This window comes from Thiomonas delicata, assembly GCF_900088825.1.
Classification (GTDB): domain Bacteria; phylum Pseudomonadota; class Gammaproteobacteria; order Burkholderiales; family Burkholderiaceae_C; genus Thiomonas_A; species Thiomonas_A delicata.
The window spans coordinates 352,962-374,660 of the sequence record NZ_LT592170.1 but is presented as its reverse complement, the minus strand read 5'-3'; the positions used below and the strand labels follow the sequence as shown (position 1 = coordinate 374,660).

Genomic DNA, 21,699 nt, shown 5'->3' with positions numbered 1-21,699 from the left:
GCGGCTTCGGCGCGGGGGCGTCAGCGCAGGTTCAACTGCACGGTGCCGCTGTGGCTGAAAGGCACTTGCAACATGGTCAGGCCGATTTCGGCGCTGCCGTCCAGGCGGTAGCTCACCGTGCCATCCGGCGGCAGTGCGGCGAGCACGCCGAGCATGCTGGGACCGTCGACGTCCAGGCGCACGGGGACTTGGGCCCGCCCGCCTGCGGGGATGGTGACGGGGGTGGTGCTTCGTCCCTGCGACACGTCCACGCCATTGAGCCAGCAGTGAAAGCGCAGGGCCTGCAGCGGCAGGGCCATGCCATTGGGGTTGCGGATGGACAGCGTCAGGTCCAGCACTGCGGTCTGGCCTTCCAGGGCAAGGCTGTCGACACGGGCGATGGACACTTCGGGCGCGGTCTGCGCCCGCGCCGGCGGGGCCGCGAGACTGGCGAGCAGCGCCAGGCCGAGGGCGGCTGCACGCACGCGCCGCATCATCGTCAATGCCCGGCGTAGTCGACCAGCGTGAACAGCGGCAAGCCCGTGGCGCGCAGCGCATGGGAGCCGCCGAGTTCGGGCAGGTCGACGATGGCGGCGCCCTCGATGACCTCGGCCCCGAGTTTTTCGAGCAGGCGCTTGCCGGCCATCATGGTGCCGCCGGTGGCGATGAGGTCGTCGATCAGCAGCACGCGGTGGCCGTGCTGCACGGCGTCGGTGTGGATTTCCACCGTGGCGCTGCCGTATTCCAGCTCGTAGCTCTCCTCCACCGTGGCGTAGGGCAGCTTGCCTTTCTTGCGGATGGGCACGAAGCCGACGTTGAGTTCGTAGGCGATCACGCTGCCGAGGATGAAACCGCGCGCGTCGATGCCGGCCACCACGTCGGGGCGCAATTCGGGCGCCATGTAGCGGTGCACGAATTGGTCGATGAGCACGCGGAACACGCGCGGGTTCTGCAGCAGCGGGGTGATGTCGCGGAACTGCACGCCGGGGGCGGGCCAGTCGGGCACGGTGCGGATGTGGTCGCGCAGGTAGGCGTTGATGTCCATCGGGCAGTGAGGGGGAGAGGACGTTCAGCTGGCGTAGCTTGGCGGCTGGTTTGCCGCCGCGCCCGGCTGGACCGGCGTGCCGAACACGTCCTGGTACGACGCGTAGGAGGCGCCTGAGATCACCGGCAGCAGCACCAGCAGGCCCAGGCCGAAGGGGATCATCGCGACGAAGCCGATCGGGATGAGCAACAAGGTGAACAGCAGGATGGCGCCGAAGTTGGCGAAGCCGGCCTTGAACGAAAGGCGAATGGCGTCCCACGGCTGCACGCCGCCCAGGACCACCAGGGTGTTGACGAACCAGAACGCCACGCTGACCAGGAAGATGGCCAGCAAAGCCAGCAGCATCAGCGTGAACATGCCGCCGGCCATGGCGCCCACGCCGGCCATCATGCCGGCGCCGGGCGTCATCAGGTGACTGAGCGCGCCCATGCTGGCCAGGCCCACGCCGAACAGGGCGCCCAGGCCCAGCACCAAGACCGCGCCGAAGGCTCCGCCAAGAACCAGCACCAGCACCGAGGCGAGCAGCAGGGGCCCGATACGTGTCTTCCAGTACTGCGCGGACTCGCTGAACGTGCCTTCCACCTCGGGCTCGACCGGGATGCCCTGCGGCGTGATGGTGCGCGCCTGAGTCCAGCGCTTGTGCAGGAAGGCCGCGAACACCGCGCCCAGCGCGAACAGGGGCAGGCTCAGCCACTGCGACAGCAGCCCGCCGAGCGGCAGCGCGCGCAGCACGAGCAAGAGCACCAGCATCGCCAGGCTCATGCCGGTCCAGGACAGCGGCGCGCGCAAAAAACTTTTCCAGCCCTCGCCCCACCAGGCCAGGGCCTGGCCTGCGGGAACGCGGCGAAACGGGATGTCGGCGGACGGGTTCATGGCGGTCTCCTCGGAAACGCTGGAAACCCATTATCCCCGGCGCGTGGCCGTGGCGCTACCGCGCCGCCGGCCACCGCCGCCCGCCTGCGTCCACCCTCAGCGCGCGATGTCCTCCAGCCGGCGCTGCGTCACGTTCGGCCCCATCGCGGCAATGACGAGAAACACCCCCACCATGGCCGCGGCGATGAAACTGAACACGCCCATGGCCCCATAGTGTCGCAGCAGCCAGGCGATCAAGAACCCGCTGAACACCGCGCTGATGCGGCTGAACGAATAGACGAAGCCCACGGCGCGCGCCCGGATGCGCGTCGGGTACAGCTCGGACTGGTAGGCGTGGAACGCAAAGCTCATCCAGTTGTTGGCCAGCGTGACCAGGATGCCGAACAGCACGACCGGAAGCGCCGCCGAGGAATTGGCGAACAGCAGTCCGGCCCCGGCGACCACCAGCGCCGCGATGCCGATCTGCCACTTGCGTTCGAACCGGTCGGCGAAGAACAAGCCGATCAGCGGCCCTGCGGGATTGGCCATCGCGATGATGAAGGTGTACTCCAGCGATTTGGTGACATCCAGTCCCTTTGAAATCAGGTAGGTCGGCGCCCAGACCGCAAAACCGTAGAAACCCACGGTCTGCAGAATGTTGAACAGGATGAGCATGGTGGTGCGGCGACGGTAGGTGTCGTGCCACATTTCCATCCAGGCACCGCGCACCGTTTCATCTTCTCCCGCCACCACGACCGGCGGCGGCAGCGGCTGCCCGGTCTCGGCCTGCACCTTGTCCTCCACGGTGCGCATGATGCGGTCGGCTTCCTCGTGCCGGCCGTGCTGCGCCAGCCAGCGGGGAGATTCGGGCAAACGCAGCCGGATGAACCAGACGAACACGGCGCCGATCGCGCCGATGATCGCCACCCAGCGCCAGCCGTCCAGGCCCATGATGGGCTGCGGAACCAGCATCCAGCCGAGGAAGGCCACCACCGGAACCGCCGCGAAGGCGAAGACCTGGTTGAACGCGAAATATTGTCCCCGTTGCGCGCGGGGTGCGATTTCCGACACGTAACTGTCGATGTTCACCAACTCCACGCCGATGCCGATGGAGGCGATGAAACGCCAGATGTCGATGCTCATCGCCGTGTGCTGAAACGCCATGATGAACGTGCCCGCGCAGTACCACAGCAGCGACCAGGTGTAGATCGCGCGCCGCCCGTACCGGTCCGACAGCCAGCTCACGAACAGCGTGCCCACCCACAACCCGCCGAATAGCGCGGCCACGAAGCTGGCAATGCCCTCCATGCCGAACAGGCCCTTGGTGGTGGCGGTGAACACCCCGCTCTTGAACAGCCCCGGGGCGATGTAGGCGGTGAGGAACAGGTCGTAGAACTCGAACGAGCCCCCTAGCGACAGCAAGGCCACCATATTGCGCACGGTTCGCGACGGCGGCAGGCGGTCGATGCGCGCGGCGATGGTTGGTTTCTGGGGCGACAGCGTCGCAGCGGCAGGTCTTGAAGCTAGATCCAATACTGTTCAGATAGCAGGCAATCAGTCATAATTCATCCTCATCGAGGTGTCGATGAGGATGAGGCATGGCCAGGACACGCAAGGCGTTACCGGCCCAGGTTGACGTGGCACACCTGATCAGCGCGGGGGTTTTGGCCAGCGTTTGTCCGCGGGCGCTGATCGAGGAGGTGCTAAGCGAGACAGGCCGAGCAAGCCAGCGCGAGCGTCTTCTTCCAGCGCCGGCGGTGGTGTACTACGTGATGGCGTTGGCGCTGTGGCGGGAGGCGCCGCTGGAGGAGGTTCTGCGCGTCGTTTGCGAGGGCCTGCAATGGCTCGGCGATAGCCGGGCTGGTGCAGTCCAGGCCAGCAAGTCGGCGATTTCGCAGGCGCGCACGCGGCTCGGTGCCGAGGTCATGCATCAACTGGCTGATCGGGTGTTGCGGCCGCTTGCAGCGCCCGGGGCACCTGGAGCTTGGTATCGCGGGCTGCGCGTGATGGCTTTGGATGGCAGCGGCATGGACGTGGCGGACGAGGCGGCCAACGCCTCTTACTTCGGCTACCCGAGTGCCACACGCGGACAGAGCGCCTTTCCACAGGCCCGGCTGCTGGGCTTGGTCGAGTGCGGCACCCACGCCGTTGTGGCCGCCGACATCGGCCCCTACAGCCAGAGCGAACGCGTCATGGCGAGCCGACTGCTGCCCCAGAAGTTGACAGCAAACATGCTCGTGCTTGCCGACCGCGGCTTCTACGGATTCAAGCTCTGGCAGATCGCGTGCGCCACCGGTGCCAAACTGGCATGGCGAGTGCCGTCTACGAGCAAACTGCCGATTGAAAAAGCGCTGCCGGACGGCTCCTATCTCAGTACGGTGTTCGACAGCGACGATCGCAGGAGCGAGCGCGTCGGGCAAACGATTCGGATCGTCGAGTACCTGTTGACCAACTCCGCCACGCCAACACAGGACAGCTACCGATTGGTCACCAACATCCTGGATCCCGAGGATGCTCCGGCGCTCGAGCTGGCGGCGCTCTACCACGAACGCTGGGAAGTCGAGAGCGTCTTCGCCGAATTCAAGACGCACCTGCGAGCCAACAGCACCGTCCTGCGAAGCAAGACACCGGAACTGGTGAGGCAGGAACTTTGGGGACTGCTTCTGGCGCACTTCGCGATTCGCCAAATCATGGCGCAAGCCGCCTGGCCACGCGGACTCGATCCGGATCGCTTGAGCTTCACCCACGCAGTGCGAGTGATCAAGCGAAAAATGCCGCAGGCCGCGGCCATTCCCCCCTGAGCGACTGCCTTGCTGGCGCGACGCCTTGTTCGAGGAAATCGCCCGCGGTCGCTGCGTGAGCAGCCGAGGTCGGACCAACCCGCGCGGCGTCAAACGCAAAATGAGCAACTACAACCTCCGACATCGCGGAGAGGTACTCCATCAACACCATCAGCCAACACCAATCCTACGTATCTGAACAGTATTGAAGCTAGATCCTGTGGCGACGATGCCGGAGTTACGGGTATTGAAGCCATTGTCTTGTCTCCTGATGTCTTTGGGTTGTTCCAAATTCAGAGAGAGCACCTTCAGTGACGCGCTGCTGACTGAATCGGTTGGCGGTCTACGAGGCAGCTTGCATCTCCCATGTGCAAGCTCGAACAACACGGAGCGAAGCAGACCGCAACGGCCTCGCTCGGAGTCTCCGGTGGTGGGCCGACGACTTGGTGCATGTCTCCGTCGAGATTTGATTCATGCCATGGCCCTTACCGGGGATTGCTGGAAAAGCATGCGACCCGCCTTGCCAACGCAGAAATCGGTGTCCAAATTTGTTTTGACAGGAACAAAGGCGCGTGCACAGCGGGTTGTCGTGCATTTGACCCTCACGACCATGACGCATTGTGCGGAATTTCGAGTCCTTCGTCATTCAGGCGTTGGGATGCGGCGCTTGGTTTTGTACAGATCCTCGAGTTGGCTGTATTCAGCCAGACCGATAAGCGCGTTGAACTCGGCAAAGGTGATCATGTCGTGGACCTTGTTGGTCGTGCTCTTGGCCGTCCGGAGTTCTTTCAAATACGACTCGACCGCTTTCGCTGCGGCATACAGCGGGCCGAGAGGGTAGATGGCGATCCCGAAACCCAGTCGCTCGAGTTCATCGGCGCGCAGCAGCGGAGTCCGGCCGCCCTCGATCATGTTGGCGAGGGTCGGTGTGTTGGGAAACGCCTCATTGATCCGCCTGAGTTCGTCCACGTTCTCGGGAGACTCGATGAAGATCACGTCGGCGCCGGCCTGCTCGTACGCCAGCCCTCGTCGCAGCGCTTCCTCCAGGCCATGGCTGGTCCGAGCGTCCGTGCGCGCAACGATGACGAAATCATCATCCTGGCGCGCATCGACGGCCGCCTTGATCTTCTGCACCATGTCCTCCATCGGAATGACCTCGCGCCCCAGCATGTGGCCACACCTTTTGGGGGAAACCTGGTCTTCGAGCTGGATGCCGCAGACGCCTGCTTTTTCGTATTCCCTGATCGTGCGCTTCACGTTGATGGCATTGCCAAAACCGGTATCTCCGTCGGCCAGCACCGGGATATTCACAGCCTCGGCGATATCGCCCGCCCGTTTCAGCATCTCGCTCATCGTGAGCAAACCCACATCCGGTGCGCCCAGCACGCTGGCCGAGGCGCCGTAGCCCGTCATATATACGGCGTCGAATCCGCCTTGCGCGATGATCTTGGCGCTCAGCGCGTCATAGGCGCCTGGTGCGATGAGCAGCTTCTCGGCCCGAAGGAGGTGCTTGAGTTGGGTTGTTTTTTTCATGACAAAACCTTTTTGCGTTGTACGCGTTTGTTTCAAGTCAGCCGTGATGGTGCGAGGTATTCGAGCGACACCTCGTCAAGCTGGCCCCCGCGCATGCGCAGACATAACCGGAAACCAAGAACTCCTGAACGAGATTTTTCATCAGTCCGAAGGCGGCTTCATACAGCGCCACATCGTTATATTTCCGCTTGCCTCCAGTTCCTTGGGGGATGCATCGCCAGCAGCGCACCAATCACCCCATACAGTGAGTGGCGAGCGTATCGCCGATGCGCACGGGCGGCCGGCCCGAGGACCCCGCCAGGCGACGCAGGCCACCCAGGGACCCCGCGATTGCCGCGAAACCCGGCTTATCGCGACAGGGCGACGCTCCTTCGCGGCTCGATGCTTTCGAGTTCATCGAGAGGAATCGCTCAGTTTCATGACGCTCGACCTGCTTGAATGAAGCATCTGTCCCCCACAACGGAATGGCCGGCGTACGCTTCTTTGGGCTGGCGCGACACCGCGTACGCCGCAGTATGAATGGGGCTTCAGGCGGGGTAAAACGCTATTACGCGAGCCTGCCATCGCGAAAGGCGATGGCAGGCTTATGGCATGGATCAGTGCTGTTTTTGAGATGATCAACCAGAACTCTTGCGGCCACGGAAAGCGCGTCGTAGGAGCGGACGCAAATTGCCAATTCACGCTTCGCCCAAGGCTCATTCAAAGGGATGGCCTTGATGGCCAAAGACTTCAGATAGGGCTTCGCACTATTGCTTGGAATGATGCCGATACCCAGCCCGGCGTCGACCATGAGGCAGAGCGCGTCATAGCTGGTGACTTGAATGCGCAGCTTCAAGCTTCGTTCGAGTTTCGTCGCTGACTTGATCAGTTGATGATTGATGGCGCTGCCGGTGTGGAGGCCGACATAATCGAAATCGAGTGTTTCGGCGAGACAGACCGATGGTTTTTGCGCGAGGATGTGATACTCGGGTGCAATCAGCACGAGTTCATCGTCATGGTAGGGAAAAACCTCGAGGTGATGGCCATGGTGCCCCATCGTGAAGATGCCGATATCCGCCGCGTTCTCGGCCACCGCCTTGGTGATCACGGTGCTGATTTTTTCTTCCAGATGAATCTGCACCCGTGGGTAAACAGCCAGGAAGGATTTCAGCTTTTCGGGAAGAAGCTGGGTGATCGCAGAAATGTTGGCAAAAACCCTGATATGACCACGAACGCCGCTTGAGTACTCGCGCATCTGCGAGTAAATCTCATCGAGATTGTGGAGCACGCCTCGCGCCAGATTCAGCAACGCGAAGCCTGCCGCCGTAGGTTCGATGCCTTTGTTGCTGCGCGTCAGTAACTGGGTATTGAGTGTTTCCTCCAGTTCGCTGAGTCGTTTGCTGACGGCAGAAGCGGCGAGATGTTCATGTTCGGCGGCGGCAGCGATGGTCCCTTCCTCGACGACACTGACAAAGAGCCTTAGAGAAATCGGATCGAGTCGCATGATTCGGTCGTCTTGCTTTCACCGAGAAATCGGTTGGTTAAACGGCTGCGCGATGGGCAACGCTTTACTCGTATTCATGCGCATGAGGCCGAACCGTGCCGTGACTGTATCGAAAGTTGAAAGGGATGAACGGATTGATCTTGAAACTCACCACGCATGACTGGAAGGAAACTCCGAAACAGAGGTATCGATTTCACCATGCCCCTGCCGATCACTGCTAGCGCAAGGGCAGCGGAATGCGCTCGACGGCGTCGCCGGGGATGGTGGCGAAACGCTGCGCGGCCCAGTCGGCCTTGGCTTGTTCGAGGCGCTCGCGGCGGCTGGAGGCGAAGTTCCACCAGATGTGGCGCGGGCCGTCCAGCGGCTCGCCGGCGATCAGCACGGCTTCGGTACCGGCTTCGGCCCGCACGTCCACCTCGACACCCGGGGCGAGCAGGGCCATCTGCCCGGGTTCGAGGGCCGTGCCGTGGATGTCGAGCGTGCCGCGCACCGGATACAAGGCACGCTCGGCGTAGTCGGCCGTGATGCGCCATGGGCCGGTTTCGCGCCAGCTGGCGTGGGCATAGGCCATGGGGGATGGGACGGGTACCGGCGAGGTCAGGCCGCAAGCGCGGCCCAGCAGCACGCGCACGCGGACGGCGCCGAGGATCGTCGCGGGCAGGTCGGTCGCGGCGGCGTGGTGAAAACTCGGCGGGTCCTCCTCATGCTGCCGGGGGAGTGCGACCCAGAGCTGCAGGCCGTGACTGGTCCATGCCCTGGTTCGCAGATCGTCGGGCACGCGTTCGGAATGCACGATGCCGCGCCCGGCCACCATCCAGTTCACCGCGCCGGGTTCGATGCGCTGCACGGTGCCGAGGTGGTCGCGGTGCAGCATGGCGCCTTCGAACAGATAGGTGACCGTGGCCAGGCCGATGTGCGGGTGCGGCCGCACATCGACGTTTTGCCCGGCGGCGATGGTTGTCGGGCCGAAATGGTCGAAGAAGATGAAGGGGCCGACGCTTTGTCGCGGGTGGCCGGGCAGAAGCCGGCGTACGACGAAGCCACCGCCGAGGTCGTGGTTGTGGGCCTGATCGATGTGCTGAATGGCCGGGTTGTCGTTGGAACGGGTCATGGTGCGGGTTCTCGGTTGCGGCGGATGCAGACAGAGCGTGAACAGGCCCTAAGCCCTTGCGCTGGGTGCGGATGGTCATCAATCACCATAATGCAACATGATCGTGCCCGCCACGGGCTTTTGCCTTGGAGATTCTCATGTCTGTCACCACCCCGATGCCCTCCATTTCGCAGGGCGTTTTCGCCGCTCCGGCGCCGTCGCCGCAAGCCGGCGCCGGCTTCTTGCGCGTGGCGCGTCTGGTGGACGGACGCGCCGCCAGCGACGGCGCGGGAGTGAAGCTCACGCGCGTGCTCGAACCTGAACTGGCCGCGCTGATCGACCCCTTTTTGCTGTTCGACGAGTTCCGCTCCGATTCCGCCTCGGACTACATCGGCGGCTTCCCGCCGCATCCCCACCGCGGCTTCGAAACGGTGACCTACATGATGGCCGGACGCATGCGCCATGGCGACAACAAGGGCAACCGCGGCGACCTCGCGCCGGGCAGCGTGCAGTGGATGACCGCCGCACGCGGCATCGTGCACGAGGAAATGCCGCAGCAGGAGCAGGGGCTGATGTGGGGCTTCCAGCTCTGGGTGAACCTGCCGGCGGCCCACAAGATGGACGACCCGGCGTACCAGGACATCGCGCCTGAGCGCATTCCCGAGGTGCGGCGCGCGGACGGCGTGCGCGCCCGCGTCGTGGCCGGAAGCTTTGCCGGCGACGATGGGCGGCCGGTGCAGGGCCCGGTGCATGCGCGTCCGACCGAGCCCGTCTACCTCGACATCACCGTGCCCGCGGGCCAGGTGTTCGACTGGACCGCCCCGCCCGGGCACACCGTGCTGGTGCACGGCATCGAGGGCGAATGCAGCGTCGGCGCCGACGCTGCGGCGCTGCGCCCGCACCGCATGGCCATCCTGCGCGGCGGCGAAGACGCCAGCGTGTTGCGCGTGCAGGCCGCAAGCACGCCGGCGCGTTTCCTGGTCATTGCCGGCAAGCCGTTGCACGAGCCGGTGGCGCACTACGGGCCGTTCGTGATGAACACCCGCGAGGAACTGATGCAGGCCGTGCAGGACTACCAGGCCGGGCGCTTTTGAACGCCCCTCCGGCGGCGCTCAATCGAACAGGCTCGCCTGCCGGGCGTCGCCCACCGCTTGCCATGCGGCCGGACGCCGGAAGGCGGAGCAGTCCAGGGCCGGCAGACCGCCGCGCGGCAGGCCGAAGCGGGCGCTGACCTTGGCGATGCGCTGGCGGATGAGGTCGGCCCAGGGGCCGGTGCCATGCATGCGCTGGCCGAAGCGGGCGTCGTAGTCGCGCGCGGTGCGGCCGACATGCGGCGTGCGTTGGGCTGCCTCGATCCCGTGCAGGTCCTGCACCCGCGCCATCACGCGCGCGGCGCGCGCCGGGAAATGCGTCTCCAGCCATTGCCGGAACAGCGGCGCCACCTCCCAGGGCAGGCGCAGCACGGTGTGGTGCACGCTGCTGGCGCCGGCCCGGGCGGCAGCTTCGACGATGTGCTCGATGTCGCTGTCGTTGATGAAGGGGATGATGGGCGCGACGTTCACGCCCACGGCTATGCCGGCGCCGCTCAACGCGCGCACCGCCTGCAGCCTGCGCGCGGGCGATGCGGCGCGCGGCTCGAGGATGCGCGCGAGCGCGCCGTCCAGCGTGGTGATGCTCACGCTGACCCAGGCCCGCCCGGCTTGCGCGGCCGGGGCGATGAGGTCGATGTCGCGTTCGATGCCGGCCGACTTGGTGATGACGGTGTAGGGATGGGCGCAGTCGCCCAGCACCTGCAGCACGGCGCGGGTGATGCGCAGCCTGCGCTCGATGGGCTGGTAGGCGTCGGTCACCGAGCCGATGGCGATGGGGCTGGGCGCGTAGCCGGGCCGCGCCAGCTCGCGTTCCAGCACGCTGGCGGCGTTGACTTTGGCGATCAGCCTGGTCTCGAAGTCCAGCCCTGGGGAGAGGTCCAGGTAGCTGTGCGTGGGACGCGCATAGCAGTAGATGCAGCCGTGCTCGCAGCCGCGGTAGGGGTTGAGCGACAGGGCGAAGGGAATGTCGGGCGAGGTGTTGCGGGTGAGCATGGACTTGACGCGTTCCTCGGTGACGCTGGTGGCCGGGGGCGGGGCCTGGTCGGCGGCCTGCGCTTCGTCGCCAAGCGTTGCCCAGCCGTCGTCGAAGACGTCGCGGTTGTCGCGCTCGAAGCGGTGCGCGATGTGCACCGTCGTGCCGCGGCCCTTGCGCGAAGACGGCCCGTGACCGGATGGCATGGCCGGGATGATGGGAATGATTCGGGTCGGCATGACCGCACCTTGTTACTGTATAAATGAAAGGGGTATCCACTTAGCTCCAGTGACGCTTGGATGCTGGATAAATACCCAGTACATGCATTCTATGGCCGTCACCCAAACATTCAAGCCTTTCGCACCACATCGCGGTAGGTCACCGGTGCAGTGGCGACGGCTTGTTGCAGCAACCGGTAGAACAACAGGCCCCGCGAGTTGGACGTGCGGCGGTTGAAACGGAACACGAACTCGTCCAGATAGGCATCCAGGTGTTCGGGCTGCACCGAGCCATGGTGGGTGCCCAGAATCCAGCGTTGCACCAGAGCGGCCACCCGATGCACTCCTGCCATCGAGACATGGGCGGGGACATCGGAGCCCAGCATGACCGTGCGCTGATGGATGAAGCCCAACTCCGTCAACGACCGATAGGCGGCCGAGCCGTCCGTGCGCACCTGTGCGCCTGGCTCGATGACCTCCTGCACGAACGGCATCACACACGAGGCGCAATCGTTGGCAATGCGGCGCAGGCGGATGCGGCCAAACCCCTTGGGCTCCAGCATCTCCACTGCCATCACCACCAGCACCTTGCTCGTGCTGCTCTTGCGCCCTTTGGGAGAGATGGGGGCTTGTCTGTCCGTGATGGACAGGTAGGTCTCGTCAACTTCGACCAACCCCCTGAGTTGCTCGCGGCCCGGGCGAACCATGGCACGACGCAGTCGGTGCAGCATGGTCCACGCGGTCTGGTAGCTGCCCAGCCCCAGCACGCGCTGCAACCCCAAAGCGCTCACACCTTGCTTCTGGTTGGTCAGGTACCAGGCCGCAGCCAGCCACACGCGCAGTGGCGTGCGGGTCTTGTCGAAGATGGTGCCGGCGGTCACCGAACTCTGGTGCTGGCAGCTCGGGCACATCAGCCGGCCACGCGTGGCGCGATAGGCCTGCCCAGCGCAGCCGCAGCGTGGGCAAACAAATCCGCTGGACCAGCGCAATCGTTCCAGGTACGTCAGACACGCCTCTTCGGTGCCAAACCAGTCGAGGAACTCGTTCCAGGTCTGTGGGTAGTCTTTTCCGGGCGTTGGCGCTAAAGTCTGGATATCCATCCAGCTATTCTGCCTTCACTGGAGCTAAGTGGATACCCCTTATAAATGAACAGTCTATGGCCAGCGGTGAGAACAGGCAAGGCACGACGCGACCACCTTGCCTTGCGTCCGGGCTGCGGCCACGGGCCGGGCTTTGCCGCCTATCATGGCCGGGCATTTCGCGGGAAGGGGGATGGGCTGCTTCCCATGCCGGCCCATCCCGCGTGCGAGGCGCCGCAGGCCTTGCGCCGATGCGTTCCTGGTTCCTGTTCAACGCGGCGCCATGCGGCACAACATGGAGAAAGCTTCATGCTGATCGAGCATCTGGGCGCGTCGCCATCGGTGCATCCCACGGCCTGGGTGGCGCCGAACGCGGTGCTGTGCGGGCGCGTCGCGGTGGGGGCCGGGGCGCGCATCCAGTATGGCGCGCAAATCATTGCCGAAGGTGGCTCCATCGACATCGGCGAGCACTGCATCGTGATGGAAAACGCCGTGCTGCGCAGCACGGCGCGGCATGCCTTGCGCCTCGGCGCGCATGTGCTGGTCGGCCCGAACGCCCATGTCGTCGGCTGCACGGTCGAGGATGAAGTGTTCATCGCGACCGGTGCCGGCGTGTTCCATGGCGCGCACCTCGGCAAGGGCAGCGAGGTGCGCATCCACGCCGTGGTGCATCTCAAGACCGTGCTGCCGCCCGGCTCCACGGTGCCCATCGGCTGGGTCGCGGTGGGCAACCCGGCGGCCATCCTGCCGCCTGGGGATCACGAGGCCATCTGGGCGATCCAGAAACCGCTGGATTTCCCGCTCGCCGTCTACGGTCTCGCGCGCGAGGAGGCCGACATGGTGAAGATCACGCGCGGACTGTCGCAGGCCCTGGCCGCACATGCGCAAGACCGGGTCCTGCCGGAAGACCCGCAAGCGTGGCCTCCTGAGCCCACTCAGGGCCGGGCGGCTTCGAACTCGACCCCTGTGGGGGTCGACGAAACTTGGGGCGGCCCGGCGGTTCCTTCCGAGGGAGCGGGCGCATGAAGCCGGTGCTTGTGGTCACGGGCGGCAGCCGAGGCATCGGCGCCGCCACCGCGCGCCTCGCCGCGCAATCGGGTTACAGCGTTTGCCTGAGCTACAACAGCCGGCCTCAGGCCGCGGAGTCCGTGGTCGATGGCATCGTCGCCGCCGGCGGCGACGCGTTGGCGGTGCAAGCCGACGTGGCCGTGGAGGGCGACGTGGTGCGTCTGTTCGCGCTGGCCTCGACCCTGGGGCCGCTGCGCGGGCTGGTCAACAACGCTGGCATCCTCGAGCGCCAAGCGCGGGTGGAGGCGATGGACGTGCAGCGGCTGACGCGGGTGTTCGCGGTCAACGTCATCGGCACCTTTGTCTGCGCGCGCGAGGCCGTGCACCGCATGTCCACCCGCCATGGCGGCGCGGGCGGGGCCATCGTCAATGTGTCGTCCGCCGCCTCGCGCCTGGGTTCGCCGGGCGAGTACGTGGACTATGCGGCGTCCAAGGGCGCGGTGGACAGCTTCACCCTCGGCCTGGCCAAGGAAGTCGCTGCAGAGGGCATTCGTGTCAACGCCGTACGGCCCGGCGTGATACGCACCGACATCCATGCCAGCGGCGGAGAGCCCGGCCGCGTGGAGCGCGTCAAGGCCGCGGTGCCGATGCTGCGCGGAGGCGAGCCCGAAGAGGTGGCGCAGGCCATCGTGTGGCTGCTCTCGGATGCGGCCTCGTACTGCACCGGCAGCCTGCTCGACGTCAGCGGCGGGCGCTGATCAAACGGGAACGACCATGTATTTGCCAACGCATTTCGCGCAACCCGATGTCGACACCCTGCATGCGCTGATGCGCGCGCATCCGCTGGCCACGCTGGTCACGCTCGGCGCACAGGGGCTGGACGCCAACCCGGTGCCGCTGATGTGGGCGGACGACGGCACGCCGCACGGCGTGCTGCGCGGCCACGTCGCGCGCGCCAACCCGGTGTGGCGCGAGGCGGCGCCGGGCGCGGAAGCGCTGGCGATTTTCCATGGTCCGAACGCCTATATCAGCCCGTCCTGGTATCCCAGCAAACGCGAAACCGGCAAGGTGGTGCCGACCTGGAACTACGCCGTGGTGCATGCGCGCGGTGCGCTGCGGGTGATCGACGACGCGGCGTGGCTGCGCGGCCTGGTCGAGACCCTGACGCGCACCCACGAGGCCGGCATGCCGCAACCCTGGGCCGTGGGCGACGCGCCGCCCGATTACATCGCGCGCATGCTGGGCGCCATTGTCGGCATCGAACTGGCGCTGACCAGCTTGCAGGGCAAATGGAAAACCAGCCAGAACCAGCCGGCGGCCAATCGCGCGGGCGTGGTCGAAGGCCTGCGCCGGCGCGACGGCGCGGACGACGCGGCGATGGCCGATTGGGTCGAGCGCGCGGCGCGGCCCTGAACCAGCTGGCGCTGCCTACCCGAACAGCCAGCGCCAGCCGAAATAGACGAACAGCGCCACACTGATCGCCGGCAGCACGCGGCGCCAGCGCCAGGCCACCCCGGCACTGGCCAGGCTGCCGGCCAGCCAGGGATTGCGCCAGCTCAGATCCCACGCTCCGTCCGGCAGCAGCACCATGGGCACGGTGATGGCCGTCAGCACCGCCACCGGCACATAGCGCAGCGCCCGGAGCACGCGCGCCGGGAAGGCGACGCGGTGCCCCAGCCCGTACAGGGCGTAGCGGATGCCGAAGGTGACTGCGGCCATGCCGGCGATCAGCGCAGTCTCGCGAAGGTTCATGCGCCCGCGCTCCGCTCGTCGGCTGGCGCCGCGCCGCGCTCGTCCAGCCACACGCCCACGGCCACCCCGCTCAACGCCGCCAGCAGCAGCGCCAGCTTGTACGGCAGGCCGCGCGCCGCCAGCGCCACCGCTGCGGCGGCGAAAGCGGAGGCCGCCGTCGGCCGGTTGCGCAGCATGGGCACCACCATGGCGGTGAAGGTGGCCGCCATCGCGAACTCCAGCCCGAGGTGCGAGAGTTCCGGCACGCCGCGGCCGAGCAGCACGCCGGCCGCGGTCCACGCCAGCCAGTTGAGGTACATGGACAGGCAGGAGCCGAGGTAGTACCAGTGCTTGTGCGGCGCGCCGTCGGGCGTGGCGTAGCGGTGCTGCACGACGGCGAAGGTCTCGTCGGTCAGCCAGAACGCCAGCGGCAGGCGCCAGCGCCGCGGCAGCCGCGCGACGTGGGGCAGCAGCGTCGCGGCGTACAGCAGATGGCGCAGGTTGACGACGAAGGTGGTGAACACGATCACCAGCAGGCCCGCGCCGCTGGCCAGCAGGGTGAGCGCGATGAACTGCGCCGAGCCGGCGAAGACGAAGGCCGACATGGCCATCGCGCCGGCGCCGGACAGCCCGCTGCCGGCCGCGAGGGTGCCGAAGATCAGGCCGAAGGGTGCGGCGCCCACCAGCATGGGCACGGTGTCGCGCACGCCGTGCAGCCATTCGCGCGCGGGGGTGGCGGGTGAAGGGGGCGGAGGCGGATCGGAAGTCATGCCCGGCAGCCTAGCCCGGCGCCGCGGCGCGGTCTTGTACGTTCTTGCGCCGCGCGTTCAGCGCGATGCGGGATAGCGCCCCGGGCTCACACCGAAGGCGCGTTTGAAGTGCCGGCTGAAATGCGCCTGGTCGGCAAAGCCGAGTTCGGCGGCGACCACGGCCGGCGCGAGTCCGGCGCGCAGGCGCTGCTTGGCCTGCGCGAGCCGCCATTGGTTGCGCCAGGCGTGCGGCGGCAGTCCGACCTTCTGCCGGAAGGCGCGGTTGAGGTGCCAGGGGCTGAGCCCGACGGCGTCGGCCAGATCGCGCAGCGACAGCGCTTCGGCGCAGCGCTCGCGCAGCAGCGCCTGGGCCTTGGCCACCGCAGCCGAGGCGTCGCCCTGCGGGGGTCTGGCGCGGGTCTGGCCATGGCGCCGCAGCAGCGCGCCGAAGGCCGCGGTCCACAGCCCCTCGCGCAGCAAGGGGTCGGCCGCGTCGTGCAGCCGCGCGTGAAGGCCGCGCAGCAGATCGAACAGCGCGGGGTCGGTGACGACCGCCTGGGCGAAGCCCGGCACGGCAGGCGATCCGTCGTCGATCTCGGCGCGCAGTGTGGCGAGCACGGCGGGGGCGGGATAGAACGCGCGGTAGCTCCACCCCTCGGCGCAGCCGCGCTCGCCCGAGTGCACCTCGCCGGGATTGATGAGCACCAGGCTGCCGGCCGGGGCCACCCACTCCGCGCCGCCGCAGCGGAAGCGCTCGGCGCCGCGCTCGATCAGCGCGACGACGAAGGTGTCATGGACGTGCGGGGCGAAGCTGTGCGCCCAGTAATCGGCGGTGAGCAGTTCCATGCCGCCGAAATCGGGGGCGAGCGCCATGTGCGCGCGTTCGCGGGTCGGAGCATCGGTGGCTTGCATGGGCGCAGTGTAGACAGCGGGCGCCCTCGCCGCATGGTCCTGCTCAGGTGATGAGACCCTGGTGCATGGCGTAGCGCACCAGGTCGGCATCCTTGTCCAGCCCGATCTTGGTCATCAGCCGCATCTTGTGCGTGCTCACGGTCTTGCTGCTGATGTGCAGCGCCTCGGCGATCTCGTTGACCGTCTGGCCCTGCGCCAGGCGCATGAACACCTGCATCTCCCGGTCGGAAAGGCGCAGATGCGGCATGTCCATGTCGTCGCCTTCGTCAAGGTGATTCGCCAGCTGCTCCGCGACGCTTGGGGTGAGGTAGCGCCCGCCCTGCGACACCTTGCGGATGGCTTCGATCACGATTTCGGGGCTGCAGCCCTTGGTCAGGTAACCCGCCGCGCCATTGCGCAAGGCTCGCAGGGCGAATTGCTGCTCGGGGTGCATGCTGAGGATGAGCACCGGAAGGTCGGGCTTGATGAGCTTGATGCGCTTGAGCAGATCCAGCCCGTTGCCGTCGGGCATGGAGACATCCAGCAGCACCACGCTCCAGTCTTCTTCGCGCATGCGCTGCAGGGCCTGCACCGGGTCGGCGCACCACATGGCGTCGATGGCGTTGGCTTGCAGAAAGCGCGCCACGCTTTCCGCCAGCAGGGCGTGGTCGTCCACGATGAGCACGCGCAAGCCGTCTTTAAGCATGGTCGGGGTTCCCGTGCGGCAGGCAGACCTTGACCATCGCGCCGCCCTGCGGAGCGGGCCCGATCCAGAAGCTGCCGTCCATCAGCATGGCGCGCTCGCGCATGCCGCGCAGGCCGAAGGTGGCGCGCCCGGGAACCGGCTCGGCGCCGGCGAAGCCGCGGCCGTCGTCCGCGATCTCGAGGCAAACGCGGCCGTCCTGCTCGTGCAGGCGCAGCCAGACCTGGCTGGCGCCGGCGTGCCGCGCGATATTCGTCAAGGCTTCCTGGGCGATGCGGAACAGTTCCGCGGCCAGGAGTTCGCCGATGGCCGGAGCCCCCCTGGTCTGGCAATGGACCTTGGCCGCATAGCGCGCGCGGTGCTGGTCGGCGAGCCACTCCAGGGCCGGCCCCAGGCCGAGGTCGAGCACGCTGGGCCGCAGTTCGGCAGCCACCCGCCGACCCGCGTCGGCGGCGGCGTCGATGAGCCGGTCCATGCTGTCGAACAGCTTGGCCTGCTCGCCGCCCGCGTCGCCGGCCTGCCTGCGCAGCAGGCTGTGCAAAGAGGCCAGATCCATCTTGAGCGCCGTGAGGATCTGGCCCAGGTCATCGTGCAGATCGCGCGCCAGGCGGGCCCGCTCCAGCTCGCGTATGGATTCGAAGCGCACGGCCATGCCGCGCAACTCGGCGGACACGTCGCGCAAGTGGCTTTCGCGCAGATGGCTCTGGCTGACGTTGAGCATGATGCCCACCGATTCCGCCTTGAGCCGGCCGAGTGGTGTGGTCTGCGCCCGAATGTTGACCCACTTCGGCCCTTGCGACGTCCGCAAGCGGCCCTCCCAGTTCCAGGTTCCCGCCGTCACGCTGGCCTGGAGCGAGGCATGGAACGCCGGCAGATCGTGTGGGTCGATCAGGCTCAAGAAACCTTGTTCCGTGGCAAGCAGCGTTTCCGGCGTGATGCCGCAGACCGAGAGACTGCCGGGGCTCGCATAGCTGAAATGAAGCCGGTCTCCCTCGTGTTCGAGGCGGAAGACGAAGCCTGGCAGCTGCGCCAGCAGGCGTTCCGCCTCGACCGATGGGGCGTCCTGATCGCGTGCTGGGGCGGGGTCGGTGATCGCAGGGCTGTGGTGCGACTTCATCATCTCTGGCCTTGGTCCATTCGGTGACGATGCATCCGGCCGCGCGTTGAAGGGGCGGGCCCTGGCCGCTGCGCTCGCGAACCTGGACCAGTGTAGGAATATCCCGACAGCGTGGAAAGCCACTCCCCCGTGAACAAGGGTGTGTCAGGCATTGCTGACACGCGAAACACCCCAAGGCCGACAGAAACAATCTGAAACGTCCGATGGAGTCCGGCGCGGGCGGCGCCCAGAATTCAGACCTCGCAAAGACGTGACGTTTTCCGCAATGACGGAGTGTCAAGTTGTCTTTTTGCGCATGAATCGCGCCGTGATCGGTCTTGCAGAGCCCGATTGGCGGTTTTGACGAGACGTCCGAACGACTCTGAGACCCACCCATGATGAACACACATTTTTTCCGGCTGAGCCTGCTGTCCATGGCTTGCTCAGCCATCCTGAGCGCATGCGGCGGAGGCGGCGCGGCCGGCACGGCGTCGTCATCCACCGCTGGCACGACCGGTCCGACCTCATCCCAGACCGGCACGAACCTCACCAATACCGCGCCGCAGGCGCCCGCACCCACGACGCAGTCCACCGCGACCGCGACGTCGAGTGCCACGCCCACCGATCTGTGCAGTGGCGTGCCCGTGACGGGCAAGGGTCTGGTGAACTATTCGGCCATGGCCAAACCGGCCAAACTGCAAGCGACGACAGACCCGGATTTCCACACCCAGATCATTCGCGTTACGGATGCCAAGGCCGATTGGAATTCAGGGGTGGCGGTTCCCGCCTACGGCACGATCCAGGCTTGGAATGCCGATGAATCTCTGATGATCCTGTATGTCACCGACCCTTTGTCGAGCGGCGGCAAACAGGGGTGGGCACTGTTCGACGGCAAGACTTATGCGTTCAAGCAATGGCTGGATATCAATCCAGCCGATGTCGAGCAATTTTATTGGAGCACGACCAATCCGGCGCTCATCTATTACGTAGACAACCATCAATCAGGCAGCGTGAATTATGACGCGCTCACGGTGATGAACGTGATCACCGGGGTCAAGACCGTCATCCACGACTTTGCTCCTGACATGCAAAGCGGTGGAAAGCTCGCTGGCGTATGTCCCTATTCGGCCTTGAAGGTTAGCGGGGGCGAGGATCCTTTCGCGATGAGCGAGGACAACGATCTGATCGGCCTCGGTTGCTACCTCAATAAGAACGGGCCTGGCGGCTCTGCGGCTTTTCAGGCATTCAGCTACCGTATTTCCACCAACACGATCGGCACGCCCTTCCTTGTGGAAGCCGATGTACCGCAGGCGCTCCCATCTGGCCGGGGAACCTATTTTTATAGTGGCACCAATCAAGTCCAGACACTGAATGCCGTGACCAATGCGGTAACGCGCACAATTCCTTTCGACGGCACGCAGCACAGTGATTTGCTGCGAAATGCGGCCGGCGATGACATCATTGCCGGCGTACAGTTCGACGGACCGTCGGGCAGCGGTACGTTGATGTGGACGAATCTCACCAAAGGCGGCCCGGTCCAAACGTTAATCGGCCCGGCCGTCGGCGATCCCTATCCGCCGACTGGTACTTTGGTGAGCGGGCGGGCCTTTAATAATCCAGGTTGGTTAGCCGTGGCGATCACGGGTTGTCCTGCTGGCTCCAATGGCAACTGCAATGGTTCCACGCCAATCGGGGCAGCCAATCCGCAAACTTATCTCGACCAAGAGATCATTCTGGCCAACATCGATACCGGAAAAATGTGCCGTATCGCGCACAACCGCACCACGGGCAATTACGCCAACTCAAGCAACTCAAACTATTGGGCTCAGCCTAATGTGATTATCAGTCCTCGTGGTACGCGGATCCTTTTTGCCAGTGACTGGGGCGCGGCCAATCCCAAGAGCCCTACCGTCAACGGCAGCGCCGTGGTCGACACCTACGTCATCACGCTCCCCAGCTACAAGCCTTGATGTTCTGGCCGCGGCCGCACCACGGCTGCGCCGAGGCACCCATTTCATGGAGCACTCCTTGGGCCCCATGTCCGCGGTTCGCGGTCATGGGGCCTTTTCTCATCGGGATCGGGCGACTCGAGCCGGCATGCCGCGAGGCGTCGTGTCGCCGTCGTTCAGGGTCTTGAGGAAGGCGATGATGTCGCGCATGTCCCGGGCGCTCATCGCCGGCCGCTCGCCGCGCTTGCGGTTGAGCGGCGGGTCGACGCGGTCGACGTTGGCGCGGTCCTGCGGGGGGAGGTCGTTGAACTTCTCCACCCGCCCGTCGGGCGCGGTGGGGTAGATCTTGCGCGGCGCGGTGTCGCGGAAATCGTAGAAGTCCAGCACCTGCTTGAGCGTGTGGTAGACGCCGTTGTGGAAGAAGGCATGCCGCGTGGCGACGTTGCGCAGCGTCGGCGTCAGGAACATGCCGCAGTATTGGGTCTGCTTCGCCAGGTCGGTGCGATAGGGGCCGCACAGGCCGAGGTCGAAATAGCGCGGGTCGCGGTTGGCCGGAATCGCCGGATTGCGCGGCACGCCCAGCGCTTCGTACTGCGTGTCGGTGAACAGCGGGGGCAGGCCGTCGGGCGTCGGCTGGTCCAGGTGGCAGGCGGCGCAGTCGCCCTTCTTGGGGTCGTTGAACGCCAGGTAGCCGCGCATTTGCGCAGGCGTGAATCGCGCCTTGCCCTGCAGCCAGGCGTCGTACTTGCTGGTGAAGGGGTGGAAGCTCGGATCCTCGATCTGGTAGCGCGAGAGGGCGAACAGCGCCTCGGCCACGGCGAGCTTGGGGTCGCGGAACACGCCGGCGCCGAACAGCTGCACGAAGTCGTGCGCATAGGGCGCCTGTTCGAGCTTGGAGGCCACGATGGCCGTGTTGCCGCCATCCATCTCCAGCGGATTGAACAGCGGCCCGTCGGCCTGCTGCTGCAAGGTGTTGACGCGCCCGTCCCAGAACAGGCCGCCTTGCGGCACCAGGTTGGCGGCCGCGGCCTGCGTGTCGTGCGCGGTCTTGCGCACGCGCCGGGCTTGTTGACCCAGGGCGACGAGTTGCCGCAAGGTGACGGTTTCGTTTTCCTCGTTGTCCGGGCCGATGCTGAAATTCTGCTGGCGGTAGAGGTATTCGAGCGAGGGCACGGCGCGCACGCCGTGGCGGGTCAGGCGGCCGCCGCCCAACTGCACCGACAGCGCGTTGGCCGGTGCGTAGGCGTGGTCCGGACGATGGCAGGAGGCGCAGGACAGTTTGCCCGAGCCCGACAGCGCGGGGTCGAAGAACAGCTTGCGCCCGAGTTGCGCCGCCGCGCTCAGCGGCCGATGCGGCGGCAGAACGAGGCGCACGGGGTGGGGGTTCTCGCCTTGCGCCAGCATCCAGCTCGCACTCGGCGGTCCGGGTTCGTGAAGCGGCGTGGCGGG

Annotated in this window: 21 protein-coding genes; 6 read left to right on the top strand and 15 right to left on the bottom strand. The window is 66.0% G+C overall.

What is annotated here, in order from left to right:
* Positions 1-20: 20 nt before the first annotated feature.
* From THIARS_RS01930 to THIARS_RS01915, 4 genes are all read right to left on the bottom strand, one after another.
* The gene (locus tag THIARS_RS01930; RefSeq protein WP_186436532.1) at positions 21-464 is read right to left on the bottom strand and encodes an LEA/WHy family protein; all 444 of its coding nucleotides are present in this window, start codon (positions 462-464) and stop codon (positions 21-23) included.
* 14 nt (positions 465-478) lie between these two features.
* The gene (locus tag THIARS_RS01925; RefSeq protein WP_094159232.1) at positions 479-1,024 is read right to left on the bottom strand and encodes an adenine phosphoribosyltransferase; all 546 of its coding nucleotides are present in this window, start codon (positions 1,022-1,024) and stop codon (positions 479-481) included.
* A gap of 24 nt (positions 1,025-1,048) precedes the next feature.
* On the bottom strand, positions 1,049-1,897 hold the full coding sequence (locus tag THIARS_RS01920; protein WP_094159231.1) for a DUF7847 domain-containing protein: 849 nt from the start codon (positions 1,895-1,897) through the stop codon (positions 1,049-1,051).
* Between the two features lie 96 nt (positions 1,898-1,993).
* Positions 1,994-3,409 carry an MFS transporter gene (locus THIARS_RS01915; protein ID WP_141202312.1) on the bottom strand — a complete coding sequence of 472 codons (1,416 nt, stop codon included), beginning with the start codon at positions 3,407-3,409 and terminating at the stop codon, positions 1,994-1,996.
* Positions 3,410-3,474: 65 nt separating this feature from the next.
* On the opposite strand from THIARS_RS01915, the gene THIARS_RS01910 reads away from it, so the two are divergent.
* Positions 3,475-4,677 carry an IS4 family transposase gene (locus THIARS_RS01910; RefSeq protein ID WP_094159105.1) on the top strand — a complete coding sequence of 401 codons (1,203 nt, stop codon included), beginning with the start codon at positions 3,475-3,477 and terminating at the stop codon, positions 4,675-4,677.
* Between the two features lie 621 nt (positions 4,678-5,298).
* On the opposite strand, the gene THIARS_RS01905 is transcribed toward THIARS_RS01910, so the two are convergent.
* From THIARS_RS01905 to THIARS_RS01895, 3 genes are all read right to left on the bottom strand, one after another.
* The gene (locus THIARS_RS01905; RefSeq protein WP_094159229.1) at positions 5,299-6,189 is read right to left on the bottom strand and encodes an isocitrate lyase/PEP mutase family protein; all 891 of its coding nucleotides are present in this window, start codon (positions 6,187-6,189) and stop codon (positions 5,299-5,301) included.
* Between the two features lie 547 nt (positions 6,190-6,736).
* On the bottom strand, positions 6,737-7,672 hold the full coding sequence (locus THIARS_RS01900) for a LysR family transcriptional regulator (RefSeq protein ID WP_094159228.1): 936 nt from the start codon (positions 7,670-7,672) through the stop codon (positions 6,737-6,739).
* 217 nt (positions 7,673-7,889) lie between these two features.
* On the bottom strand, positions 7,890-8,783 hold the full coding sequence (locus tag THIARS_RS01895) for a pirin family protein (protein WP_094159227.1): 894 nt from the start codon (positions 8,781-8,783) through the stop codon (positions 7,890-7,892).
* Between the two features lie 137 nt (positions 8,784-8,920).
* Between THIARS_RS01895 and THIARS_RS01890 the strand changes: the two genes are divergently transcribed.
* Positions 8,921-9,856 carry a pirin family protein gene (locus THIARS_RS01890; RefSeq protein ID WP_245845431.1) on the top strand — a complete coding sequence of 312 codons (936 nt, stop codon included), beginning with the start codon at positions 8,921-8,923 and terminating at the stop codon, positions 9,854-9,856.
* Between the two features lie 18 nt (positions 9,857-9,874).
* Here THIARS_RS01890 and THIARS_RS01885 read toward each other — a convergent pair whose 3' ends face one another.
* A complete protein-coding gene (locus THIARS_RS01885) occupies positions 9,875-11,065 on the bottom strand; it encodes a PA0069 family radical SAM protein (protein WP_425444217.1) in 1,191 nt (396 codons plus the stop codon).
* A gap of 110 nt (positions 11,066-11,175) precedes the next feature.
* The gene (locus THIARS_RS01880; protein ID WP_094159009.1) at positions 11,176-12,144 is read right to left on the bottom strand and encodes an IS1595 family transposase; all 969 of its coding nucleotides are present in this window, start codon (positions 12,142-12,144) and stop codon (positions 11,176-11,178) included.
* Between the two features lie 288 nt (positions 12,145-12,432).
* On the opposite strand from THIARS_RS01880, the gene THIARS_RS01875 reads away from it, so the two are divergent.
* Genes THIARS_RS01875 through THIARS_RS01865 form a run of 3 tightly spaced genes read left to right on the top strand, consistent with a single transcriptional unit; the run spans position 12,433 to position 14,544 of the window.
* On the top strand, positions 12,433-13,149 hold the full coding sequence (locus THIARS_RS01875) for a gamma carbonic anhydrase family protein (protein WP_141202311.1): 717 nt from the start codon (positions 12,433-12,435) through the stop codon (positions 13,147-13,149).
* A complete protein-coding gene (locus tag THIARS_RS01870) occupies positions 13,146-13,889 on the top strand; it encodes an SDR family oxidoreductase (RefSeq protein WP_094159225.1) in 744 nt (247 codons plus the stop codon). The genes THIARS_RS01875 and THIARS_RS01870 overlap by 4 nt, the downstream gene beginning before the upstream one ends.
* Positions 13,890-13,905: 16 nt before the next feature.
* Positions 13,906-14,544 (top strand): FMN-binding negative transcriptional regulator, encoded by a 639-nt coding sequence (locus THIARS_RS01865; protein ID WP_094159224.1) that lies wholly within the window; start codon positions 13,906-13,908, stop codon positions 14,542-14,544.
* A gap of 15 nt (positions 14,545-14,559) precedes the next feature.
* On the opposite strand, the gene THIARS_RS01860 is transcribed toward THIARS_RS01865, so the two are convergent.
* The 5 genes from THIARS_RS01860 to THIARS_RS01840 are packed head-to-tail and all read right to left on the bottom strand — an operon-like array spanning position 14,560 to position 18,325.
* Entirely contained in the window at positions 14,560-14,883 is a 324-nt protein-coding gene (locus THIARS_RS01860) for an AzlD domain-containing protein (protein WP_094159223.1), read from the bottom strand.
* On the bottom strand, positions 14,880-15,632 hold the full coding sequence (locus tag THIARS_RS01855; RefSeq protein ID WP_094159222.1) for an AzlC family ABC transporter permease: 753 nt from the start codon (positions 15,630-15,632) through the stop codon (positions 14,880-14,882). The genes THIARS_RS01860 and THIARS_RS01855 overlap by 4 nt, the downstream gene beginning before the upstream one ends.
* A gap of 57 nt (positions 15,633-15,689) precedes the next feature.
* Positions 15,690-16,523 (bottom strand): AraC family transcriptional regulator, encoded by an 834-nt coding sequence (locus THIARS_RS01850; protein WP_094159221.1) that lies wholly within the window; start codon positions 16,521-16,523, stop codon positions 15,690-15,692.
* Between the two features lie 43 nt (positions 16,524-16,566).
* Positions 16,567-17,208 carry a response regulator gene (locus tag THIARS_RS01845; RefSeq protein WP_094159220.1) on the bottom strand — a complete coding sequence of 214 codons (642 nt, stop codon included), beginning with the start codon at positions 17,206-17,208 and terminating at the stop codon, positions 16,567-16,569.
* Entirely contained in the window at positions 17,201-18,325 is a 1,125-nt protein-coding gene (locus THIARS_RS01840) for a sensor histidine kinase (RefSeq protein ID WP_094159219.1), read from the bottom strand. Before THIARS_RS01840 ends, THIARS_RS01845 begins: the two co-directional genes overlap by 8 nt.
* Positions 18,326-18,699: 374 nt before the next feature.
* Here THIARS_RS01840 and THIARS_RS01835 point away from each other — a divergent pair, with 374 nt between their 5' ends.
* Entirely contained in the window at positions 18,700-20,271 is a 1,572-nt protein-coding gene (locus THIARS_RS01835) for a hypothetical protein (protein ID WP_222423018.1), read from the top strand.
* Between the two features lie 99 nt (positions 20,272-20,370).
* On the opposite strand, the gene THIARS_RS01830 is transcribed toward THIARS_RS01835, so the two are convergent.
* The coding region (locus tag THIARS_RS01830; RefSeq protein ID WP_141202370.1) for a cytochrome-c peroxidase at positions 20,371-21,699 on the bottom strand (1,329 nt) is incomplete at its 5' end.